This is a genomic window from Methanocaldococcus fervens AG86 (assembly GCF_000023985.1).
Lineage (GTDB): Archaea > AGJL01 > Methanococci > Methanococcales > Methanocaldococcaceae > Methanocaldococcus > Methanocaldococcus fervens.
The window spans coordinates 859,301-881,907 of record NC_013156.1 but is presented as its reverse complement, the minus strand read 5'-3'; the positions used below and the strand labels follow the sequence as shown (position 1 = coordinate 881,907).

22 protein-coding genes and 2 tRNA genes are annotated in these 22,607 nt (G+C 31.2%); 12 read left to right on the top strand and 12 right to left on the bottom strand.

From position 1 onward, the window contains the following. Positions 1-2: 2 nt before the first annotated feature. Positions 3-1,337, bottom strand: a complete 1,335-nt coding sequence (mcrB, locus tag MEFER_RS04755; protein ID WP_015791489.1) for a coenzyme-B sulfoethylthiotransferase subunit beta — start codon at positions 1,335-1,337, stop codon at positions 3-5. A gap of 221 nt (positions 1,338-1,558) precedes the next feature. Here mcrB and mmp10 point away from each other — a divergent pair, with 221 nt between their 5' ends. Continuing rightward, positions 1,559-2,806 (top strand): methyl coenzyme M reductase-arginine methyltransferase Mmp10, encoded by a 1,248-nt coding sequence (gene mmp10 / locus MEFER_RS04750; protein WP_015791488.1) that lies wholly within the window; start codon positions 1,559-1,561, stop codon positions 2,804-2,806. Between the two features lie 5 nt (positions 2,807-2,811). On the opposite strand, the gene mfnF is transcribed toward mmp10, so the two are convergent. Continuing rightward, positions 2,812-3,804, bottom strand: a complete 993-nt coding sequence (mfnF, locus tag MEFER_RS04745; protein ID WP_211204163.1) for a (4-{4-[2-(gamma-L-glutamylamino)ethyl]phenoxymethyl}furan-2-yl)methanamine synthase — start codon at positions 3,802-3,804, stop codon at positions 2,812-2,814. Between the two features lie 69 nt (positions 3,805-3,873). On the opposite strand from mfnF, the gene priS reads away from it, so the two are divergent. Further along, positions 3,874-4,920: a DNA primase catalytic subunit PriS gene (gene priS / locus MEFER_RS04740; RefSeq protein ID WP_015791486.1), complete on the top strand. Its 1,047-nt coding sequence runs from the start codon at positions 3,874-3,876 to the stop codon at positions 4,918-4,920. 45 nt (positions 4,921-4,965) lie between these two features. On the opposite strand, the gene MEFER_RS04735 is transcribed toward priS, so the two are convergent. After that, positions 4,966-5,631 (bottom strand): DUF166 domain-containing protein, encoded by a 666-nt coding sequence (locus tag MEFER_RS04735; protein WP_048056329.1) that lies wholly within the window; start codon positions 5,629-5,631, stop codon positions 4,966-4,968. Positions 5,632-5,681: 50 nt separating this feature from the next. Further along, a tRNA-Gln gene (locus MEFER_RS04730) sits at positions 5,682-5,757 on the bottom strand. A gap of 99 nt (positions 5,758-5,856) precedes the next feature. On the opposite strand from MEFER_RS04730, the gene MEFER_RS04725 reads away from it, so the two are divergent. Then, positions 5,857-5,933: transfer RNA gene (locus MEFER_RS04725), tRNA-Thr, on the top strand. 194 nt (positions 5,934-6,127) lie between these two features. On the opposite strand, the gene mptB is transcribed toward MEFER_RS04725, so the two are convergent. Then, positions 6,128-6,856 carry a dihydroneopterin 2',3'-cyclic phosphate phosphodiesterase gene (gene mptB / locus MEFER_RS04720; RefSeq protein ID WP_015791484.1) on the bottom strand — a complete coding sequence of 243 codons (729 nt, stop codon included), beginning with the start codon at positions 6,854-6,856 and terminating at the stop codon, positions 6,128-6,130. Between the two features lie 74 nt (positions 6,857-6,930). Between mptB and MEFER_RS04715 the strand changes: the two genes are divergently transcribed. Genes MEFER_RS04715 through MEFER_RS04690 form a run of 6 tightly spaced genes read left to right on the top strand, consistent with a single transcriptional unit; the run spans position 6,931 to position 11,503 of the window. After that, entirely contained in the window at positions 6,931-7,290 is a 360-nt protein-coding gene (locus MEFER_RS04715) for a cysteine-rich small domain-containing protein (RefSeq protein ID WP_015791483.1), read from the top strand. A gap of 4 nt (positions 7,291-7,294) precedes the next feature. After that, positions 7,295-8,317: an A24 family peptidase C-terminal domain-containing protein gene (locus tag MEFER_RS04710; RefSeq protein ID WP_015791482.1), complete on the top strand. Its 1,023-nt coding sequence runs from the start codon at positions 7,295-7,297 to the stop codon at positions 8,315-8,317. Positions 8,318-8,329: 12 nt separating this feature from the next. After that, entirely contained in the window at positions 8,330-8,719 is a 390-nt protein-coding gene (locus tag MEFER_RS04705; protein ID WP_015791481.1) for a class III signal peptide-containing protein, read from the top strand. A gap of 33 nt (positions 8,720-8,752) precedes the next feature. Then, positions 8,753-9,922 carry a DUF515 domain-containing protein gene (locus tag MEFER_RS04700; protein ID WP_015791480.1) on the top strand — a complete coding sequence of 390 codons (1,170 nt, stop codon included), beginning with the start codon at positions 8,753-8,755 and terminating at the stop codon, positions 9,920-9,922. After that, on the top strand, positions 9,915-11,057 hold the full coding sequence (locus MEFER_RS08195) for a hypothetical protein (protein WP_015791479.1): 1,143 nt from the start codon (positions 9,915-9,917) through the stop codon (positions 11,055-11,057). The genes MEFER_RS04700 and MEFER_RS08195 overlap by 8 nt, the downstream gene beginning before the upstream one ends. Continuing rightward, positions 11,045-11,503 carry a class III signal peptide-containing protein gene (locus MEFER_RS04690; protein WP_245527774.1) on the top strand — a complete coding sequence of 153 codons (459 nt, stop codon included), beginning with the start codon at positions 11,045-11,047 and terminating at the stop codon, positions 11,501-11,503. The genes MEFER_RS08195 and MEFER_RS04690 overlap by 13 nt, the downstream gene beginning before the upstream one ends. Positions 11,504-11,520: 17 nt before the next feature. Here the strand turns inward: MEFER_RS04690 and nrdD are convergent, their stop codons facing one another. Both nrdD and MEFER_RS04680 read right to left on the bottom strand, forming a co-directional pair. Beyond that, positions 11,521-13,815 carry an anaerobic ribonucleoside-triphosphate reductase gene (nrdD, locus tag MEFER_RS04685; RefSeq protein ID WP_015791477.1) on the bottom strand — a complete coding sequence of 765 codons (2,295 nt, stop codon included), beginning with the start codon at positions 13,813-13,815 and terminating at the stop codon, positions 11,521-11,523. Between the two features lie 258 nt (positions 13,816-14,073). Further along, a complete protein-coding gene (locus tag MEFER_RS04680; protein ID WP_048056328.1) occupies positions 14,074-15,372 on the bottom strand; it encodes a single-stranded-DNA-specific exonuclease RecJ in 1,299 nt (432 codons plus the stop codon). 78 nt (positions 15,373-15,450) lie between these two features. Here MEFER_RS04680 and larE point away from each other — a divergent pair, with 78 nt between their 5' ends. After that, the gene (gene larE / locus MEFER_RS04675) at positions 15,451-16,206 is read left to right on the top strand and encodes an ATP-dependent sacrificial sulfur transferase LarE (RefSeq protein WP_015791475.1); all 756 of its coding nucleotides are present in this window, start codon (positions 15,451-15,453) and stop codon (positions 16,204-16,206) included. Here larE and prf1 read toward each other — a convergent pair. The 3 genes from prf1 to MEFER_RS04660 all read right to left on the bottom strand — a co-directional run bounded on the left by prf1 (position 16,200) and on the right by MEFER_RS04660 (position 18,839). Then, the gene (gene prf1 / locus MEFER_RS04670) at positions 16,200-17,465 is read right to left on the bottom strand and encodes a peptide chain release factor aRF-1 (RefSeq protein WP_211204162.1); all 1,266 of its coding nucleotides are present in this window, start codon (positions 17,463-17,465) and stop codon (positions 16,200-16,202) included. The genes larE and prf1 overlap by 7 nt on opposite strands. Before the next feature lie 143 nt (positions 17,466-17,608). After that, positions 17,609-18,421: an SPFH domain-containing protein gene (locus MEFER_RS04665; RefSeq protein ID WP_015791473.1), complete on the bottom strand. Its 813-nt coding sequence runs from the start codon at positions 18,419-18,421 to the stop codon at positions 17,609-17,611. Between the two features lies 1 nt (position 18,422). Continuing rightward, positions 18,423-18,839, bottom strand: a complete 417-nt coding sequence (locus MEFER_RS04660; protein ID WP_015791472.1) for an NfeD family protein — start codon at positions 18,837-18,839, stop codon at positions 18,423-18,425. Positions 18,840-19,004: 165 nt separating this feature from the next. Between MEFER_RS04660 and MEFER_RS04655 the strand changes: the two genes are divergently transcribed. Continuing rightward, a complete protein-coding gene (locus MEFER_RS04655; protein WP_015791471.1) occupies positions 19,005-19,715 on the top strand; it encodes a peptidylprolyl isomerase in 711 nt (236 codons plus the stop codon). Positions 19,716-19,813: 98 nt separating this feature from the next. Next, complete coding sequence (gene moaA, locus MEFER_RS04650; protein ID WP_015791470.1) at positions 19,814-20,710, top strand: GTP 3',8-cyclase MoaA; 897 nt, start codon at positions 19,814-19,816, stop codon at positions 20,708-20,710. On the opposite strand, the gene MEFER_RS04645 is transcribed toward moaA, so the two are convergent. Then, the gene (locus MEFER_RS04645; protein ID WP_015791469.1) at positions 20,700-21,476 is read right to left on the bottom strand and encodes an ATP-binding protein; all 777 of its coding nucleotides are present in this window, start codon (positions 21,474-21,476) and stop codon (positions 20,700-20,702) included. The two genes, moaA and MEFER_RS04645, sit on opposite strands and share 11 nt — an antisense overlap. 23 nt (positions 21,477-21,499) lie before the next feature. After that, entirely contained in the window at positions 21,500-22,552 is a 1,053-nt protein-coding gene (locus MEFER_RS04640) for an ATP-binding protein (RefSeq protein ID WP_015791468.1), read from the bottom strand. Positions 22,553-22,607 lie beyond the last annotated feature (55 nt).

The window sequence follows — 22,607 nt, the reverse complement described above, 5'->3', positions numbered from 1 at the left end:
ATTTAGATTTTGTCTTTAACTTCTAATGCTCCTTGTATGACATACTTCAATGGTTCTCTGAATTCATCAATTGCACTATACACAGTTCCGACTAATGCTGATGTCTTCTCAACTGAGAACATCTGGGTTCCAGCATCTAAACACATTGCAGCTGCAACTGGTGGGATAGCGAATCCTTTTGAGTGTCTTGTAACGATGTGGTTTCCGTTGAAGATACCCGGCCCCCCTCCTCCATAGATTGAGTGGCTGAAGAATGAGAAACCAACTGCTGTACCTTCTGCTCTACCGAAGTCAACTCCTGGTAATCCAGTTTCGTACTCTAAGATGTCGTTGTAGTATAAGATTGTTGATGCGACACCTTGTGCAGCTCTTGCAGCCCCTACGTTAACGATAACTGCAGCAACTAAACCAGCAGCTGCGTAAGCGTTCCACTTAGCAACGTCAACTGGTTTGTATAATGTGAATCCTGATGGTAATTTCTTATCTTCTTTGATGACTCCATCTTCTAAAGCTCTTTCAACAACTGAAGCTACTACTGTACCAACAGTTCCATTCTTACCGTTTGCTTTTACTAAGTCAATTACCAAATTGTCTGCGTTTAATCCTTCATATGCTAAACCTAACAAGTGTAGTCTTTCAAATAACCCGACAGCATCTCCCATTTCAAACATTGCTGTTTGTTCCATAATTGAAGCGAATGCAACTGCGTTCATAACATTTTTCTTTGTACATGCAGCAAAGTGGTTTGCCATAATGTTTCTTAAAGCGTATCCTGGACCTTCTAATGATAATGGGCTACCTAATAAAGCAGCAATGTTTGAACCTTTCATTGTAACTTCGTGTGGATATCCACCTAAAACAGCTGCATGAACCATTGGAGCATCGAACATGTCAACATCAAATGTTCTGATAATAGCTTCTTTTAATGCCTGACCTGTAACTAAAACAGAGACAGAGTATTCTGCTGCAACATCTAATCTTCTTGTTGGAATTTGGACAGCCATTTGCTTTCCGTCGTTGATTAATTTAATTGATGTGTCGTCATCTTCTGAAACTCTAACAACTTTTTCAACGTATTCAGCAATTGTTTCAGCGTTTTCAACAATTGGTAAATCTAACTCTCTTCCTTTAATCATGCAACCTTTTCCACCAACTTGCCCAGTTCTTAAAGCGTTTTCTATACCTGCTAAGTTAACTGCTACTGTTCTCTTAACGTCTTTTACTAACTTCTGGATTGTTGGGTTGTACAATGGGCTAACAGCCTCTAATGGAACATTTTCTTCTACTAAGTTACCTTTTTCGTCGTACAAGTTTATTGTGTCTGTATACTTTGCCATAGGAATCACTCCCACATATTGGTTCGATATTAGTTATTGCATTTTTATATATATCCAGTTTTTCATTTGAATAAAATCGTAAGGTTTATATATGGAGTAGATTTGGAATTTACAAGAAAGTTTTAGAAATTAATTTATACCTTAGTTGTTGCAGAATTGTTTAGATATTAAGTTTTCTATTTGAAAATTTTTAATAAAAATTATAAATATGGTGTGAAGTTATGAAAGAGGCCAATTTATTAATAGATTTAAAAGGAGAGCCGGGAATTAATTGTAATGGATATTGTAAATTCTGCTATTTTAGAAAAGTTGATAAAAAAAGCCCTACACCATTTGGTTGCAGATATTGCCAATTTACAGTTGGTTGTGACTACTGTACATACTCAGTTAGAGAAATAAATGGGGATTTCATTCCATTGCCATTGGCATTAATGGAACTGCAGAGTAGTTTATTATTTAAAAGATATAACAAGGTGAATATCACCGCTGGAGGAGATGTTAGCTGTTACCCCCAATTGGAAGAATTATGTAGGAATATAAGTAACATGGGATTAAAGATTCACCTTGGCTACACTTCAGGAAAGGGATTTGATAATGTAGAGGTTGCAAAAAATTTGGTTGATTATGGTGTTGATGAGGTTACATTTTCAGTTTTTTCGACCGATCCTAAGCTTAGAAAGGAATGGATGAATGATAAAAATGCTGAAACTGCTTTAAAATGCTTAGAATATTTCTGTGAAAATTGTGAGGTTCATTGTGCAATAATTGTCATTCCGGGAGTGAATGATGGTGAAAAATTAAAAAAGACAGTTTCTGATTTGGTTGATTGGGGAGCTAAGGCAGTTATATTAATGAGGTTTGCAAATAGCGAGGAGCAGGGGCTAATTTTAGGAAACACTCCTATAATTGAAGGAATAAAAACACATTCAGTTGAAGAATTCAAAAATATAGTTGATGAGATTCATAATGAGTTTGGAGATTACGTAAGAGTTACTGGAACACCTTTACACGATCCCGTAGCAGGAACTCCATTTGCACTAGCTAAAGAGGAAAATAAAAATATTTTAGAGAGATTAAAAGATAAAATAAATGGGGAGGCAACTATAATTACTGGAAATGTAGCTTATCCTTTTTTAAAGAAAATTTTTGATGAAACGTCGGTAAATGTTGTTAAAGTAAATAAAGATATTGCAGATTTAATAACTGCTAAAGATTTAGAGAAATTGGATTTAAAGAACGTTAAAGAAACAGTATTTATCCCTCCAAAGGCGTTTGTGCATGATAAAGTTGCTGAAGAGATTTTAAGTAGGGATGGGGTAGATAGGATAGTGGTTAGAGGAGTTGAGCAGTTAACTTTGGATGGAGAGGTTAGTGGGATTTATACGAAAGAGGAGGCATTAAAATTTGAAATTGAAGCATTTGAAGAGTTGATTGGGATGATTAACTTCTTTGGAATGAAAAAACAATAAATAATTTATTTTTTAATAATATTCAATTGTTTTTGTAATAATTTGGCTACAGCAAAACTTGGCGTTGCTAAAGAAACATCTTTTCCATAAATATCTTTTATTGATATTATGTTATATCCGTTTAAAGCATCTTTTAAAATCTCCTCTCCTAAACCAGTTATAACAACATCGTTTAAATTGTATTTATTTGAAATGGCGTCAACATTTTCCCTAATTAACTCTAAAAGCTTATTGTAAAGTTTATTTGCGAAATCTATTAGCTCATCATCTTTAACAATTTCTCTATCAGCACATAAAACCCTTGCCAATCTTGTTAAACAGCTTTCAAAATCTTTTCCAGCATTGTCTGGAGTGTCACAGCTGTAATCTTCTTCTTTAATTTTATTTAACACTATTGAAATATCTGCTGTAATGGCAAAATACTCTGAAGATAAATTAGTTAATTTTCCTCTAAAATCTATTTTATTTGTTAAAAAACTAACTGGAGTTCTTAAAGTTCCTACATAAACCAGCTGGTTATTCATCAATCTATCTAAATCAGTTTTTTCAGCTAAAATATTTTTATTTTTTATTGGAATTATGTCAGTTGTTGTAGAGCCCATATCAACCAAAATACAGCTATCTTTTATAAATTCTGAAACAAATTTAGCTGTGGCATTCCAATTTGATGCTGAAACATCCAAATAATTCTTTTTAGCTTCCTCTGATGTTAAAAAGTTTCCATTAACATCGAACACATATATTGGGCAGTTAAAGGCGTTTTCAACTTTATTTATTATATCCTCAACTCCTTCTTTTTTTGTTTTATAGCAGTCCGCCAATTCTGCAGTCATAACTAAGGCAACGTAATCAACATTATCAGCATAATTTTTTAATAAATCCTCTAATTCATCCTTTTTCTTCCACATAGGGAAATATATGTGATGTATTTTGTAATTATCTCCATCAATCTCTGTAATTTTTGTATTTGCTCCACCAATATCTATGCCCAAAATCATCATTTTCACCAGAAAAATTTTATAGCCTGAATATAATTTCTATGAATACTAAAAGTTGAGGGTAGGGATATGAATACTTTTGCCGAGGTTCAAAAATTATACAAAGAATATTACAACTTTGCAATAAAAAACGATATCCTTGAGGTTCCTGAAGGTATTGAATATAGAGAATTTGGATATGGATATTTAAAAAAAGTTGATAATAGAAATCTTTCTTTTAAAAATGAGAGAGAGTATAAAGATTGGGTATTAAAAAACGCTCCAATGCATCTCTATAAGTCCTTAGCTTATATGCTCTACCCAAACAAATCTGGAGGAGCTTCTAAAAAAGGCATTTTTAGGAGAGAGTTGGCATTTGATATAGATGTGCATAAAACAACAAAATGTAAGCATGATGAGGATTGGATTTGTGAACATTGTTTAGAAGAAGCAAAAAAACAAACTATTTATTTAATTGAAGAATTCTTAATTCCAGATTTTGGTTTAGATGAGGAAGATTTAAGGATTGTGTTTAGTGGGAATAGAGGTTACCACATCTACATAAAACCAAAGGATGAAAACATTAGAGAGATTATTGAAAATTATTCAAAAGAGGATAGAGGGTTTTTGATGGATTATGTATTGGGAAAGAATTTAAATTTAAATTATATTGGTAAAAGTTGGAGAAGGAGATTAATAAAAGCTATTAAAGAAAAAGATAAGAGAATATCTACAAAAAAACTTGAAAAGGAAAATAATTGGAGGAAAATCATTGAGAATTTGAAGAGTAAAAATAAAATTTATAATATTGTTGAAGAGACTAAAAACAAACTTGAATTGGATGAAAAGGTTATGGACGATGATATAAGGCTTTTGAGAGTTATAAATTCCTTGCACGGATATACTGGATTCATTGTTAAGCAGTTGAGCGATTTAAAAGACTTAAAAAAATTCAATCCATTGGAAGATGCTATCTTCAAACATTTTGAAAATAAGTATTATGAAATTGAGATATTGGACAATAGAAAATTCGAAATTGAAATATGTGGAAAAAAATACAATAACAAAAGTAAAAAAATAACAGCTTCAGCTTTATTGTTCTTATTTGGGCATAATATCAAATTTGAATTACTATGACAGCCTTTAATAAAGCCTGGGGAAAATTAGTTTGATGAAACTTTTTCAAAAAGTTTCATTGACTATTTGAATACCATTAACTAAAATCCTTCCAGCTTTTGTTTTCTTTCCTTCCTTTTCTACAAAAATCCTTATTTTTCCAGCCCTGCAAAAGTGTTGAACTCTCAAACCAATATCTGTTAGAGTTTTATCATTAAATTCTTTTCCAATGAACTCTTTTAATGTTTCAGATGTTGAACCACACGGAGCTTCCCTAAAAACCTCAATATTTTTAATTTTTTTATTTTTAATGTAAAGTTTAACCTTTGGCTTTCCAAAGTATTTTAAAAATTTCTTTAGTTGAGGATATTTATTTAAATAATCTTTCAATTCATTTTCATCAATATCACACATTATATGTGGGCAGAAGGCATTTCCAAAACTTTCCAACTGTTTTTTGAATCCTTCTCCTTTCCATGCTCCAATAAGTATAAAGGCTTTACTGTTAAGCTCTTTTATCTTTTTAACGAGTTCATAAGTTAAATCAGGGTTTAAGGTATAGCATAAAAATAGATTATAATTTTTTAAATTTTTAAGTATTTCTTCGCTTATTGTTATTTCATCAAAATCTCCATGGTATTTAACTACTATAAACTCGCAGGGGAATTTTGATTTAATTGTTTTGTAAGCTCTTTCCCCATAAGCTCCATCACTCAAAATAGCTACTTTCACTTTTTCACCATACATTTAAATTAATAAATATATGTTGCTATAATATAAAATGGTAGCCCGGCGCGGATTCGAACCGCGGTCCCGGGGTCCAAAGCCCCGGATGATAGGCCACTACACCACCGGGCTACATCAAACGTAAGCAATTTAGTAAATAATAATAAGGGGTATATATATTTTTCGGCGTAATGTTTATATATAGGAGATGGTAATTTAACTATGGAAAGTGCCTCGGTAGCTCAGCCTGGCGGAGCGCCTGCTTGGTAAGCAGGAGGTCGCGGGTTCAAACCCCGCCCGAGGCTCCATTTGAAACTTTAAGAAAGTTTAATGGAAATCAGTGATTTTCATAGCTGGAAAGCAGAGCTTTCCATTTTATCAAAGCTAACACCTCCGAGCGTAGCGAGGAGGTGTAAATTAATATGCGATTTTATTTAATCACAAAACAAAAGTTTCATTTTTATTTTAGGCGATTTAATTAGTAAAATTAAATATAAATTCATTAAATTTCTTTGTTTTCTTCTTTTTTCTCATCTTCATCAATAATACCAATTGACTTTAAAATATCTTTTAAAAATTCTATGGTTTTTAGCTTCCCTTCCCTGCTTCTCACTTCATAAACCTTTAGGGGATTAACTGCTTTATAAATCTCCTGTTCAGAAACTCCTAAATCCCTACTTCTTGCCTGGCAAACCCTAACGGCAACGTCGTTAATTTTTGAATCTGCTTCATCTGCATAATGCACTATATATGCCTCTATAGAGTTTGGTCTTGTTGGGGAGTGTTCTCCATGGTGTGAGGCTACTATTTTAATAACTTCAATTGGAAACTCTCTTTTGTAGAGTTCAGCAACAGCTAATGTTAAATGGTCTAAATTAAACATATCGTAGTGATCAAAAGTACCATCCTCTTTTCTTATATAGTTGTATGGTTTCATTATATCGTGTAATAGAGCTCCAGCAATTATATAATCTCTGTTAACCTTAACCCCATAAACTTCCTCTAAAACATCAGCCATTTTTAGGGAAATTTTTGTTACAGATAGCGTATGCTCTATTAGCCCACCCTCATATCTATGATGCCAATTTATACTTGCTGGAGACTCTTCAACACTAATCCCTGTATCTACAACCCCAGGATGTGTTGCTTTGGGATTTTTTAGAAATTCAATAACCTTTCTTCTTAATTCTTCATCTTTTATCTGCTCTGCAAGTTTTATCAACCTTTCCATCAAAGTCCCTCCTAAACTTTTAAATACATCTTAAAAGATAAAATAATAATTATCTCTATTTAAAGGTGTTGTTTATGATTGAACTCGCCAAAAACCACTTAAAGAAGGTTTTAGAAGTTTGTGGAGCAAATAGAAATTGTGAATATTATCCATGCCATTTTGATGGTCAAGTTTGCTTATGGTGTTTTTGCCCTTTTTATCCATGTGAGGATGAGGAGTTAGGGGAGTATGTTGAAAGAAAAGATGGAACTAAAGTTTGGAGTTGTATGAATTGTTTTTGGGTTCATAGGGAAGAAGTGGCAACTGAAATTTTAAAAGAGATTTTGGAATTAACTAAAGACAAAAGTATTGATGAGGCTATAGAATTTTTGGATAATCATGAGTTGATGTTAGAAATAAAGGAAAAAGTTAAAGATAAGTATCCAAATAGGTGAAATTGTGGATTTATTGGGCATAGTTTATATTGTTAATTTTATTTTACTTATTTTGGCATCTATCACGGATATTGGAGAGAGGATTATTCCACATAAATATACAATCGCCATGATTATAATGAATTTAGCTGTTGGCTATTATTATTTTGGATTTGATGCTATTGTTGCATTCTTCTCCACTTTTATTTTATGCTTAATATTAAGTATAGGGATGGGGGGAGGAGATGTTAAGCTATTCACAGCCTTAGCTCCTATTTTTGCATATCCAAATTCTTTTGTATTTTATATTCCAAAATACATCCTTTACTTAATAGCAATAAGTATGTTTATTGCTGCAATTTTTCCAATGTTTAAGATTTTAATCAGGTATTGGAGAGATATACTACCTTCAGCATGTTATTTAACTATGATTATTGGCATTTTATACTATTTCATAAATATCTACAAAATTCCATACGCTTCAATAGTTGTGTGGACTTATATTATAATTTCCATATTTATTTCAAGAAAGTTTCCAAAGTATAAGGATTATACAAAAAAATTAGGGTATCTCTTCCCAGTTTATTTGATATTCCTTTATATCTTTGATACATCTTACTTTATTAATTACAATATATTGGTAACCTCAATAATATACCTTTGCGAGATAATACTAATATCTGTAGTGATTTACGCCCTTACGGGAGTGGAAACCTCAGATAAAAAATCTGTTGAAGAGTTAGAGGAGGGGGATATTCTAAGGGATGTAATAATTATAGGTAAGGATAATAATGTTGAAGTAAAAAATTTAAATATTATGAAAAGGATAAAATTTCTATTAGAACATGAAATTAAAAAAGATGAAAAAGAAATAATATTAACCGATGGTGAAGGGCTTTCCAAAGAAGATATCGAAAAAATAAAAAGACTTCACAGGGAGGGGAAAATTCCTGATAGTTTAAATGTTATAAAGACATATCCGTTTGTTCCATTTGTTGTTGTTGGTTATTTGATAACATTGATGTTGATATCATTCTCTATAATATAAAATGTGATTGTTATGAAACTTAAGACTAAACTAATAGGTTTAAAAAAAGCTCAAATATCTTTAGAATTCTCATTTTTATTCTTTGCAATACTTTTAACATCCCTCGTGACAATTAGTCTCTATCTCTCACAGAATCTATCGGAAGATGATCTAGTTATAAATGATGTAGAAAATGCAGCAAAAAATGCCATAATTTTGGCAAATTCTGGATACAATGGAATGAATCCAAATATAACTATAATATATGGGGGAATTTCGTGGTCAGACGATAAAAAAACTATATATATCTACCTTTCTCCAAAGCCTTATATTACTCAAGAGATAAAAAATTTTGTTATAGGCTATATCTACAACACCACAAATACAAATAAAGACAAATACAACATAATAATAAACCCTTAAAATTTGTTCTTTATTATCAATTAAGGTGATTATATGGTGGATGCTTCAAAAATTAAATCGTTAAAACAAAAAAGTAAAAAAACCATTGGAGAAACAATGAAATTTAAACGAGCTATGTTGATTGTGTTGATTGCAATTTTGACTGTAGCTTCCGGATTTTTATTGTACAACATATACAAAGACATGCAATTGCAAAAGATAAAAGAGTATGAATTGCAGAAAAAATTATTGGAAGACAAAAAAGCCAATGCTAAAAATACGATTAACGAGTTATTCAAAGATTATCCAAACGACAAAGAAAAACTCCTTTATATTTCAAAAATAAATAGTGCAACGAGTTCTGAAGAAATAGATAAAATTTTAGATAGTGCTCACGAGTACATAAAATTAAAAACATACAAGGAGGAAGTTATTAACAGTATTAAAAATACTTATGGAGATTATTACATTCAGAGCTTAAATGCTCAAAATGCCGTATTAAAAATAGAGTCAGCAGAGAGTATTGATGAGATAAATAGCATCATAAATAGCCTTGATATAGAATCAGATTTGAGAAATACCATAGTAAAAAATATTGAAAGAACCCTTAGTAGTGGTGACAAATACTACTATCTAAAATCAGAAAAGAAATTTGTTACCAGAGATTATATTTTGAGATATATAAAAACTGCAAATATTAACGAGCTAAAAGACTTGAAAATTGAAAGAGTAGCTGAACTTAGTGCAGTTTCAGTGGTTTTATCGCCAGAGCAAATGCCAGAATTCCCAAAAAGTGGAAATATCATAAATATTTACAATAAAAATAATGGTACTCTAATTACCTCAGCAATAGTAGATTCAGCTTATTTAATAATAAAAGATGTGAAGTATTCTGAAAGTAAGAACGTTGAAAGCAGTGTTTCGAGATATGGAAATGAAATCGATAAATCCGCAACTTCAAATATTGATTACTCATTAAACAACCTTCCAGGAGTATTGCATGCGACTGTTATAGGAAGATTGGACTATAACGATATTGTGAATATGTTTGGTGACTATGGATTTAGATTGTATAAGTTAGAAAAAGAAACTCAGATATTGGATAATAGTATTAAATATTTGGTAGTGATTCGTGCTCCAGAAGACTCTGTAGAGAACCTTGCTAAAGAAAAAACAGAAAATCTGTTTATATCTGTGGTAAAATACGGTGGTAATTATGAATAGATTTAATTCCCCCTTTATTTGTATTTTAATAATATTATATAGTCTTAATGCTGTTACTTGTTATGAAGTTAATTTTATTGATGACAAATATGCTTATGACATCGATCCTGAAGATGTAGAAGGTTTTGCTAAAATAAAATATAAATTCGAACTCACTGGAGAGTTAACTAATGGCTACCCTTACTCCATATTTGTGGCGTTTCCTGATGATGAGTTGGAATGTGACGCATATACAATTTGTGATAATAGGGAAGAGACAATTGACTACAAAATCGACTATTATGGGTATGAAAATTATATGTGGATAAGGGATGATAGATTGTGGATAATAAATAATCCCAGAACTTTAGACAAAATTAGTTATGATTTGCCATTAGAAATATCACCATACACAACAAAAATTGATTACAAAATTCCTAGTGTAGATATTACACTATCTTCGAATATCACGGGTGATGGTGAAAAAACTACAAAGTCATATACATTTAGCACTGGAAGTTGGAGGGTAGTATATCCTGAAACAGAAATTACAACGCTAAATGGGGTTAAAGGTTTTTGGATACCCCCATATGCTACAGTTAAAATAAAGATAGAAGGAGATTTTGAATCTTACATTGAAAATGATAAAGAACCTGAGAGTTTTGAGGTTTATAAACCAGCAGTGTTGAACGAGATAAAAGTAATAGATCTTAAGAAAATATTTAAAGGGGCGATTGGGGAGGGGATAGAAATTGATAACTTTAAATTGTACGTAACTGGATATGTGGAAAAAAAAGAAGGTGGTTCAACAACTTTGGTAATACCTGCTCCAATAATTTTGGAAAATTACTATGGATTTTCAAAATTAAAATATGATGAATACAACACAGATATATGGGTTGATTCATATGCAAAATGGGTTGAAAAACATGAAAAATTAGCTGAGAGTAATGAGAATATGTATTATAATGAAATGAAAGACACATCTTACACCTCTGCTGAATTATCGCCTGACGATCCTTTAATGCCAAAATTAGGTTGGGATGTTGAAGATAACTCTGAATTATTTACAAAAGTTGATGTTCCAGCAATGGTATTCACAACAAGCTCAGATAAGCCTTTAGAATTTGGCTATGTGGTTTATTGGAAAAACTAACAATAATTATTTTGGGGATATTTATGCTTAGAAAAAAAGGTCAGATATCCTTAGAATTTTCTTTACTATTTTTAGCGGTTTTACTTGCGATTATTATTGCCGTTGGTTATCCAGGAATGTTTGGTTTAAAAAAAACAGTTGATATATCTTCTATGAGTTTAGCACATGCTGCAGTATCTAAGATGAAGCAAAATATAGATTTAGTAGCTGCAGCAGATGAAGGAACCACAAAAATTGTTTACATAAAATGTCCTCCAGGACATTGGGAAGCTAATAATAATGTCTTACGTTTCTACCGTAATGACGATGTTAAATTCAACATTATAACAAATTGCAGTTCCGATATTGCTTTAAATGGAAATACAACGATTTCTGAAGCAAAGATAATCGGTGTAAAAATAGAAAAAGTTAGTGAAGATATCATAAGCGTTACCATATACTCATAAAAATAATAAGTTAGATTTTAGATTTTTGGCAATCTTCTATCTTCTAACTCTTTTTGCTTAGCTTTATTCCAGTTTGAAATATTTTGTAAATATCCTGTTATTCTACTAAACTTAGCAACATCTTCAGAGCCACAGTTTACACATCTATCTCTTAACCCTCCAGCACTAGCTCCACATTTATTACATACACTCAGATTTTTTGTATAAGTCCAAAAGCCAATATCTGTTTTAGTTATTTTCCTTGTTATATTCATTAACACATCAGGATCTGCAGCACTCTCGATATTCCAAACATGCATTATATGCCCTCCATTACAGAGAGGGTGGAACTTCTCCTCTATTTTAACTTTTTCTCCTAAAGTTATTGGAGCATCTACCCTAACATGGGATGAGTTAGTGTAATATAAAGTTTCAACATCATTTAAATCTCCTCTAACAACAGTCTCAGCCTGATTTTTGTAGTATTTGTAATCCAGCCTTGCAAACCTTCCTGCAGTAGATTCGGCTGGTGTTTGTGTAACAGTAAATCTTAAACCAGTCTCTTCCTTCAACTTATCCGCGTATTCCCTTATGAATCCAATAACTCTCTCACCAAACTTAACTGCCTCTTTTGAATCATGCAACTCCTCACCTAAATGATATTTAAGCATCTCATTCAAACCAACAAAACCAAATGTCTTTGTAGTATTGTCATACCTGTAATATGGCTCTCCATCAAACTTCTGGGTTAGGAATGGCATTAATCCATCTACATACAACCTTTCTAAGGTAATTTCATGTTTTATTAATAAAGCCTCTTTTAATAACTCTAACCTCTCTTCTAAAATTTCAAACAATCTATCGTCATCTCCATCAGCTTCATAGGCAATTCTTGGCAAATTCAAAGTATACCATTGCATGTTTCCAGTTCTTAAGGTATCAATTTCTGGATTTCCTGTCCAATTGGATGTTAATCTTGTTCTACAACCCATTGCGTTTGTATTTACTTCCTGCCACTCAGGAAGCATGTTTATAAAGTAAGGAGTTCCAAATTTAGCTGATAATTTGTGTATTTTATACATAAGTTCTTTATTTTCATCTTTAAAAGCATTTTCTCTCAACTTAATTATAAAGTTTGGAAATAGGAATGGTTTTCCCATTGCATCTCCTTCCATCATCACATCAACTAAAGCTTCTAAAATCAATCTTGCCTCTTCCTCATACTCTTCATAAGTTCCTCTTGTAGTTCCTGCTACTACAGCTGGTTTATCCTTTAAAAACTCTGGAATTTCTAATTCGCAGTTTATACTACTAAATATAACCTGTCCTCCTCTTGCCACATACATTTGATTTAATTCATAGATGAACATCTGCATTAACTGTTTTATCCTTTCATAACTCAACCCTCTAACATAAGGAGCAAGCCAAACGTTAAATTCATCTATACTCTGCCCTCCACTCATATTTGTCTGGGAAGCCATCATTACCTTTGCTGCATGCTGAATAGCTACCTCAGGATGCTTTGCTGGTTTTGAAACGCTTGTATGCAACCCAGTTCCATCAACCTTTAAACCATATTTAAAGAATGGCCTTAAATCATGTTGCAAGCAAACAGGTCTTGTTGCTCCATACTCCAAATCATGTAAGTGTATATCTCCCTTTATATGGGCATCGGCTATATGCTTTGGAAATATCGCCAATAATGCATATTGTTTCATTGTTTCGTCAGCAACCCATTTGTGAATTGATTCTGGATTATACATTAGATTGGCGTTTTCCCTCGAACCGCTTTTTATTAGCTTGGTTATATCATAGACGGGCATTCCCAACCTTGTGTGTTTATGCCTTAAATCTTCAAATCCATATTCTATTAGTTTGTAATTAACAATCTCTCTAATCATTGGTGCAGTTAAATATTTAACCTTCAATTTTTTTAGCTCCCTCTCTACCTCATCAGCTATCTTTTGAGCTGTTTCTTTATCTGCTCCAGCTTCTCTAATCAATGCTTTTACTATTTTTTCTTTATTAAACGGTTCAAATTCTTTTTCTGATGTTCTAACTTTTAATATAACCCCTCTCCTGTAATTTTCAGCCACATCTTTATCTATTTTTTTCAAAACATTATAAACAATGTCTTTTAGTTCATCAGTAGATATTCCATTGTAAATTTTAGTGGTAACTTCAGATATTATTTGATCTAAGTCGTTATAATTTACCCCACTATTTATTAAGGATTTAGCCAATTTGTTTATATCAAATTTCTCCTTTTTCCTATTCCTTTTTATTACGTAGAATTCCGTAGCTTTTGCGGTAAAATCTTTAATACTTATCATTTAATCACCCAAAAGAGTAGATGAAGTTTATATAAGCTTATGTTTGCTCTACCATATTGACATTGAAATCGTATTTACTTTCTCAGTAATAACATATAAAGATAACGGAACGAATTCATTTTAAATACTTTAAATAAGTGCGATAATCTTTTAAAATAGTATATAAATGGTAGAGATGTCTTTATTAAACTAAATAACGATTTATATTGATTTATTATGTTGAAATATCAGTAACGATTAATTTAGTTAATCTATTTTTTATTTGCTCAATTGTTCTCCAATAATCTCATCTACTCTCTTTAAAAACTCTTTCACTTTATCTTTTGGGACTACGGCTCCAGAGGCAACGTTATGCCCTCCTCCGTTACCACCAAATTCTTTTGCAACTGCCATAGCCACACTTAAATTTAAACCCCTATTTACGAGCTCTTTATTTCCTCTTGCAGAGAACTTGGCTATATCTCCTTCAATATGGTATCCAATAACTGGTTTATCCTCAACCAATATTGAGGCAATAACACCAATCATTCCTTTTTTACCTTCAAAGTAATAAATATTATTTAATTTTTTTAGTTTGACATTTTTAAGCTCATTAACTAAATTCTTTTTATACTCCCATAAGACCTCATTACCAATTTTTATACACTCATCATCCTCTAAGCATATCCCAATACCAACTGCAAACAATCCATTTCTGCCAACTGCATTCAACATTTCAGACAATAAAAACGCATCTTTAACCTTATGCTCAATTAAATACCTATCAATTATTAAATTTTCAATTTTTGGATATTTGAAGATTATTGCAGATAAAAGCTTTTTTCTATCAGCTTCGTCTAATTCTTTTTTATTTGGATCGATGCCAATCTCTTTTAAAAACTTAAATGCCTTTACTTCAGAGGCTAACTCTGGAATATATGGTTTAGTGCAATATGCAATTGCCTTATAAATTTCTACGTTGTATATGTTATAGATTATATCGCTAATTATTTTGATATATCTATACTCCCTTGCCTCATTCACTATAAACTTATTTAATCCCAAAAGAGGATTGTATTGCATGTCCCCAATAATTCCAGCTATTGCTAAGACGCTTAAATCATAGTATCCAAACTCTCTCGCTACCAAATAACAAACTCCACTAGCTGTTATTTCCCTCGCTCCATCTATTCCAAAGATGTGAGGATTTAGCTGAATGATATTTTCATTAACAAAGCTATCTTTTACAACTGGAGGATGATGATCCAATATTATAGCGTTAAAGTCATGCTTTATTATATCTTCTATCTGCCCACTCCCCATATCTGCAAATATAAAAAGTGGCCTATTTACCTCATTTTCTTTAGCCAATTTTTCAATAACTTCTTTTGATAAATGCTCAACAACAGTTAAATGAAACAACTTGTTTGTTCTCATTAGCATTTTAGCTAATATCCCTCCACTACTCAACCCATCGGTATCATGGTGAGTTATAACTCTAATATACCCAGTGTGGTTCAATATTTTCTCTTTAATTGCCTTAGTAACTTTTTCTATTTCGTTAAGTTTTTCCATCATAATCTCACTATTTTAATTTTTGATAACATTATTATATTTTTGTAATAAAAAATTTGTTTTACTTAAACCATAAAATTGGTGATATATTTGAAACAGCCTTTATTAAATAAATTGAAAAATAACCTCAAAAAGAAATTTGAAAACAAAAGAGTTATTGTTGCCTATTCTGGAGGAATAGACAGCTTACTTTTATCTATATTGTTATCTGAAATCACTGAAACTCTATGTGTTTTTATAAAAACTCCTTATATTTCAGAATGGGCTTTAAATAATGCAATTACAAACGCAGAAAAATATGGCTTAAATTTAAAAGTTGTTGAAGTTAATAAAATCATTAAAAATGTTCCAGAAAGATGTTATTTATGCAAAAAAATGTTTTTTGATATATTAAATAAAGAGAAAGAAAAATATAAATACGATTTTGTTGTAGATGGAACTAATTACGATGATTTATTTGAGGATAGGCCTGGATTAAAAGCTAAAGAAGAATTTAATGTAATCTCTCCATTTGTGGATTTTAAAATTGGTAAAAAAGATATTTTAAATATAGCTAAAGAACTAAATATCAACATCCCTCCAAAGGAAACATGTTTATTGACGAGATTTGAATTTAATAGAGAAATTTCAATTGAAGATTTAAAAAAGATTGAAGAATTGGAAGAATTTTTAAGAAATTATGTAAATGGGGCTATAAGAGTTAGAGATCATAAAGATATTGCAGTTATTGAAATTGAAAGTGGATTTGATGAAATACTCAGAAAAAAAGATAAAATTGTAAAAAAATTTAAAGATTATGGTTTTAAAAAAGTTTGTTTAAATTTGGAAGCTTATTGATGAATCTTGTATCTTAATATGGCCGCAATTCCTTTAAATGCATTTAAAATCATAGCTCCTTCTTCTGTTTCTGATGAAACGGTTATGAGCTTAGTTCCACTCTGCTCACACAACTCTGATAGGTATTCAATATAGTCTTTCTCCTCAATAATGCTTAAAGCTCCTCCACATTTTGGACATTGGGCATTTTTAAGCTCTTCCTCTAATTTAATAAGCTCGAGTTTTGTAACAATCTTTTCTTCCAAATAATCACAGTTGTTACATGCTATTTTTACCTTGTATTTCTCTAACTCCTCAGAAACAATTAGAGTATCAACAGCTCCCATCATTAAAGCCTCTAAAACCTCTTTTTCTCCATAACATGCTAATCCTCCGTCCTCTTTAACTAACTCTTTTAAGAATCTTTGAACAGCTTCTCTTTCTTTCATCAATTCAACATCCTTCAATAATGGGGCTGCTTTCTCTAAAAGTTCCCTTATACCAAACTCCTCTGTATAGCATAAATCAAACGTATCCAATACAATCTTTTTAAGCTCATGATGTAAATAATCCCCTTCAACAAACTCGTTTTTAGTATGCCCTGGTCCTCCAACTAAAATTCCTTTAAGTTTTTTCTCCTGCAATAATGGAAGAAATTGCTCATTTGCCTTCTGTCCAACTCTCTGTAAGAATTCATGGGCAGCTAAATCAATAAGCCTTTCTAATCTCCTTGCTGACTGCCCTCCTGCTTTGAACTTTCCAGGAACTCCACTTGTTAGCCTTTTTAGGATGTTTATGTTTCTACCTTTAACCAAGGCTATTGTAGCCTCGTTTCTATCAACCAATATTATTCCATAAACGTCCTTCTCTTCTAAAAACTCTTCTAACGGCTCTAAGTAGAATTCTGAATCACATCTATAGATGTATGTTTTTATAGGTTCTGGTGGCTCTATAACATAAGTTTCCATCTTTTCTGTTCCTGGACCGCTTCTTGGAATCATTCCTGCAAATATAACAACTCCCTTTTCTAATGGCTCTTTCAATAATTTTAACCTCTGCAATATTGCTTCTATTGCCGATTGAACATTTTTTCTTGTACTTTTACTTTTAATGTTTGATGCCTGTGACATTTCTTCTCTTAAATGCTGGGCTACGTCAGAAATTCTTCTTCCTGCGGGTATATATAAGCTAATAAGCTCAGTACCTTTACCTTTTTTTGTTTTTAATTCTTTCAACATTTTTTTAAATAAATATAATTGTTTTGAATCACTTGATGCCATAACTATCACCATAATCCTTTATTTTAAATTTTAATTTCCATTTTTTAAAATCGTAAATTGTGTTTTTTGTGATGATTTATTAAAAATAAGATTAAATGTGGTGGTGTAAAATATTTACAAAAAAAGAATATATATAATTTTGGTTAAGCTGAATCCTTCTTAATGAAATTTTTAACCACATCCAATACGTTCTCTGAAATAACATATTTTGTATTGTCTTTTAATACATTATTAGCCACTTCTAAGGCTTTATAGAGCTGAGCTTCATCTTTGAAGTATTCTCTTGCCGCTTCTGCCACTATCTGTATTGCTTTAGCTTGCCCCTCAGCCTCAATTCTCAAACTTTCTGCAATTCCCTCTGCTCTTAAAATTCTACTCTGCTTCTCTCCCTCTGCCTCTAATATGGCCGCTCTTTTCAACCTCTCTGCCTTCATCTGTTGAGCCATAGCATTTTTTATATCTTCTGGAGGGTCTATCTCTTTAACTTCAACCTTTTCAATCCTGACTCCCCAAGCATCTGTTTCTCTATCCAATATTTCCAATAATTTGGAGTTTATATACTCTCTTTTATTTAAAACTTCATCCAGCTCCATACTACCAATTATTGCCCTTAATGTCGTTTGGGCTAAGTTTATTATGGCATATTCGTAGTCTTCAACTTCTAAAATGGCTTTTTCAACATCTATAACTCTATAGTAAACAACTGCATCAACTTTTACAACTGCGTTATCCTTTGTAATCATCTCCTGAGGAGGAACGTCAGTAACTCTCGTCCTTATATCAACCTTAACAGGCACGTCTAAAAATGGGATGATTATATTTATTCCAGGCTTCAATTTTCCTACAACTCTTCCCAATCTAAATATTAAACCCCCTTCATATTGATTAACAATAACTATGGATTTTACAATTATAAATAAAACAATAATTCCTAATATTAACCAAAACCAAAACATGTTATTCACCTTCAACTTTTTTAACTATTAACGAAACTCCTTCAAAACCAATAACTTTAACTTTATCCCCATTTTTTATTTCATCTTTAGATTTTGCCAGCCATATTTGGTTCTCTATCTCAACCCTCCCATAACCGTTTTCATCAAAGTCTTCTATAGCTTTGGCAATTTTACCAACAAATCTTTCAGCCCCCACTTTTATTTCCTTCCCCATACTATAAACGAATTTATGTAGGATAATTATAGTTAAAACTCCTGCAATTATTGCGGAAATAAAAGCGTATTGTGGAAATATCAATAAAAATATTCCATAAATTAATAAAGCTACCCCTAATACGGGGAAATATAAGCCTGGAATAACAGCCTCTAACGCCATAATCAAAAAACCTGCTAATATAAAGGCATACCCAATCTCCATTTACATCTATCCTCCGCTCATGATAGTAAATATTGATTATAATTCAATATTTAAAATTTTTTATTTTTTCAGTTATGTTTATATATAGATTATATTAAAGTTTATGAAAGATTTTTAAACTCATTGAATAATGCTTTTTAGTTAAAATTAGATGAGGTGGAAAATATGGTAGAAAAAGGAAAAATGGTAAAGATTAGCTATGATGGATACGTAGATGATAGATTATTTGACACAACTAACGAGGAATTGGCTAAAAAAGAAGGAATTTACAATCCTGCGATGGTTTATGGACCTGTAGCTATTTTTGCAGGAGAGGGGCAGGTGTTGCCAGGTTTAGACGAAGTTATATTGGAGATGGATGTTGGAGAAGAAAGAGAAGTTGTTTTACCTCCAGAAAAGGCATTTGGTAAAAGAGACCCATCAAAGATAAAATTAGTTCCATTATCAGAATTTAAAAAGAGAGGTATTAAACCAATAAAAGGATTACCAATTACAATAGATGGAGTGCCAGGAAAAATTGTAAGTATAAACAGCGGAAGAGTTTTAGTTGATTTCAACCACGAATTGGCTGGAAAAGAGGTAAAGTATAGAATAAGAATTGAAGAAGTTGTTGATGATAAAAAAGAGATGGTAAAAGAGATTGTAAAGATGTACGTTCCAAGATTAGATAATGTAAAGGTAACCATTAGAAATGGAACAGTTAAAATAGAGTTGCCAGAGTTTGCTCCATTTATGCCAAATATTCAGACTGCTAAGATGGCTATTGCCAATGAAATATTGAAGAGATTGGAAGATGCTGAAAAAGTCAACTTTGTTGAAACATTTGAAAGAAAAAAGGAAAGTAAAGAAGAGAAGAAAGAAGAAAAGAGTGAATAAATTTATATATTTTGATTAATTTGAAATCATTACGTAGCTTTTTTATAATTAATCTCCTATATTATTTTTTAGAAGCTTAACTTTTAGTAGTGGATAGTATGAGAGATAAATTTGGTAGGGAGATTGGGTCTTTTAGGATTTCTATAACAAATAAATGCAATTTAAACTGTTTTTATTGCCACAAAGAGGGGCATAATTCCAATAATGGCAGATATATGACTGCTGAAGAGATTGGGCTTATAGCTAAAACATCAACGAAATTTGGAGTTAGAAAAGTAAAAATTTCTGGTGGAGAGCCTTTATTAAGAAAAGATATCTGTGAAATCATTGAAAACATTAAAGATGAAAAGATAAAAGATATCTCATTAACAACTAATGGAATCCTCTTAGAAAATTTAGCTGATAAGCTTAAAGATGCTGGATTGGATAGGGTTAACGTGAGCTTAGATACGTTAAATCCTGAATTGTATAAAAAGATTACAAAATTTGGAGATGTAAATAAGGTTGTAAATGGAATTAAAAGGGCTATAGAAGAGGAATTAACTCCTTTAAAGGTTAATTTTTTAGCTATGTCAATTAATATTAAAGAGCTACCAGAAATTATGGAATTTTGCAGAGATGTTGGGGCTATACTACAAATTATTGAGTTTATTCCATTAAAAGAGGGTCTTAAAAAATACTATTATGATATATCATCAATAGAAAATGAAATTAAAGAAAAAGCTGATAAAGTTATTACAAGAAAATTTATGCAGAATAGGAGGAAATATATATTAGATGATGGATTGGAAGTTGAGTTTGTAAGACCTATGGATAACAGCGAGTTTTGCATGCATTGCACAAGGATAAGATTAACTTACGACGGTTATTTAAAGCCCTGCCTGTTGAGAGATGACAACTTGGTTGATATTTTAACTCCACTTAGAAGGGGAGAGAATTTAGAGCCATATTTTATTGAATGTATTAATAGAAGGGAGCCATATTTTAAATTATAGAATTTTTTAATTTTAGAATGTAGTTAAATATCTTCTCTACTTCTTTTGCAGCTTTTGAATTTAAATCTATAGGTTTTCCCATAAAATCACTTTTTACTACCTCTTCATCATAAGGAATAAATCCTAAAACTTCTAAACCAAGCTCCTCTTTAATAATACTTTCCAATAATTTTTTATCCTCATCTCTCACTTTATTGACAACCACACCCAAATGCTTTATTCCCAAATCTTTGGCTAATTTCTTCATCCTTTTTGCAGTTATCAACGATTTTTTTGTAGGTTCTATAACAATAAGCATTAAATCAACGGTATCTATTGTTTTCCTTCCAAAATGCTCAATACCTGCTTCCATGTCTAAGATAACAACTTCATCCCTCTTTAAAATTAAATGCCTTAACAACCTCCTCAATAAAACAGAGGCTGGGCAGACACACCCTTCTCCTCCCTCTTCTATAGTCCCCATAACCAAGATAGTTATGTTTCCTACTTTATATCCAACTTTGTCAATTAAATCATCAACCTTTGGGTTCATTTTAAAAACATTTCCATAAGTTCCTGGTTTAGCCCCAGTTCTCTCTTCAATTATATCATGCCTTTTTGATAATGGAATTATCTCTTCTTCAATCCCAAAAGCCAAAGCCAACGTAGGATTTGGGTCGCAATCAACTCCAATAACTTTAAATCCTCTTTTCTCAAATAATCTCATTAATGTTGAAGCAATAAATGTTTTTCCTACTCCTCCTTTTCCAGTTATTGCTATTTTCATTTTTATCACATTATTATTTAGTGTTATTGAATAATTTTCTTTATCGCATTCCAAACCAAAAATGATTGTGGTTTTAAAGTTCCTTCAATAGGATTTAGGAATAAAATGTTTCTTTTAACTAAAAATTCCCTAATTTTTTTATTTATTGTTATATCGTCAATTTCATAGTTTTCTTTAAATATTTTTAATGTCTCAACAACTTTTTTATAAAGCTCTTCATCTTTTTCTTTAACATCCTCTAAGAAGTATTTTAATTTTTGTTGTTCATCCATTAGTAAATAATCTAAAATCTCTTTTAACTCCTTATATCTTAACTTATCAATAACATAGATTATATCTACCGGCTTTCCTCCCACATGGGTATAAATTAACTCTTTTTCATCATCAGATAATTTTTTATTTAAAATATTTTCTGATAGAAAATCAATAAATTTTATTGCTGTCTCTTTATCAAAGTCATCCACTAAAATGTAATCTACTCTACCTTTTAACATTGCCTCGTTATAAACTCTCTCAATAAATAAACTATCAGAACTTAAACAGAAAACATGACATAAATGCTTATGCTTAGTTAAGGAGACAAAATAATTAAACAATTCATAAATTAAAAACCCATTAATCTTCATATCACCGATTTTTTGTAACTCATCTATAATTAATATTGGCTGCTTTCCTTCTTTTTTAATATCCATCAATACCTTAGTTATGTATCTAAAAACATTTTTGGTCGTTTTCTTTTTAAAAATCTCATTTAGAGTATTTTTAGGTATTGGGATGCCATACAAACTTGGTAACTCATTAATAAGAGATTTTATTATCTCTGTTGGGTTTTTATCCCCCTCATACTCTTCGAACAATACTTCAATGAAGTCATCATATCTTGATATAAAAATCTCCCTCAAATCAAAATAAAATACAACGTATTTGTCTTTATCTAACCTATTGTTTATTATCTCATTAATTAAGGCAGTTTTTCCTGAATTTATAGAGCCGTATATAAAATTAATTCTTTGTGGCTCTGACTCAATGATTGAAAGAATTTCTTTAATCTCTTTTTCTCTATTAAAAAATCTCATAAATATTCACCAAAATTTAAATTTTTATCTTACTTATTTTTTAACATTATTTCTT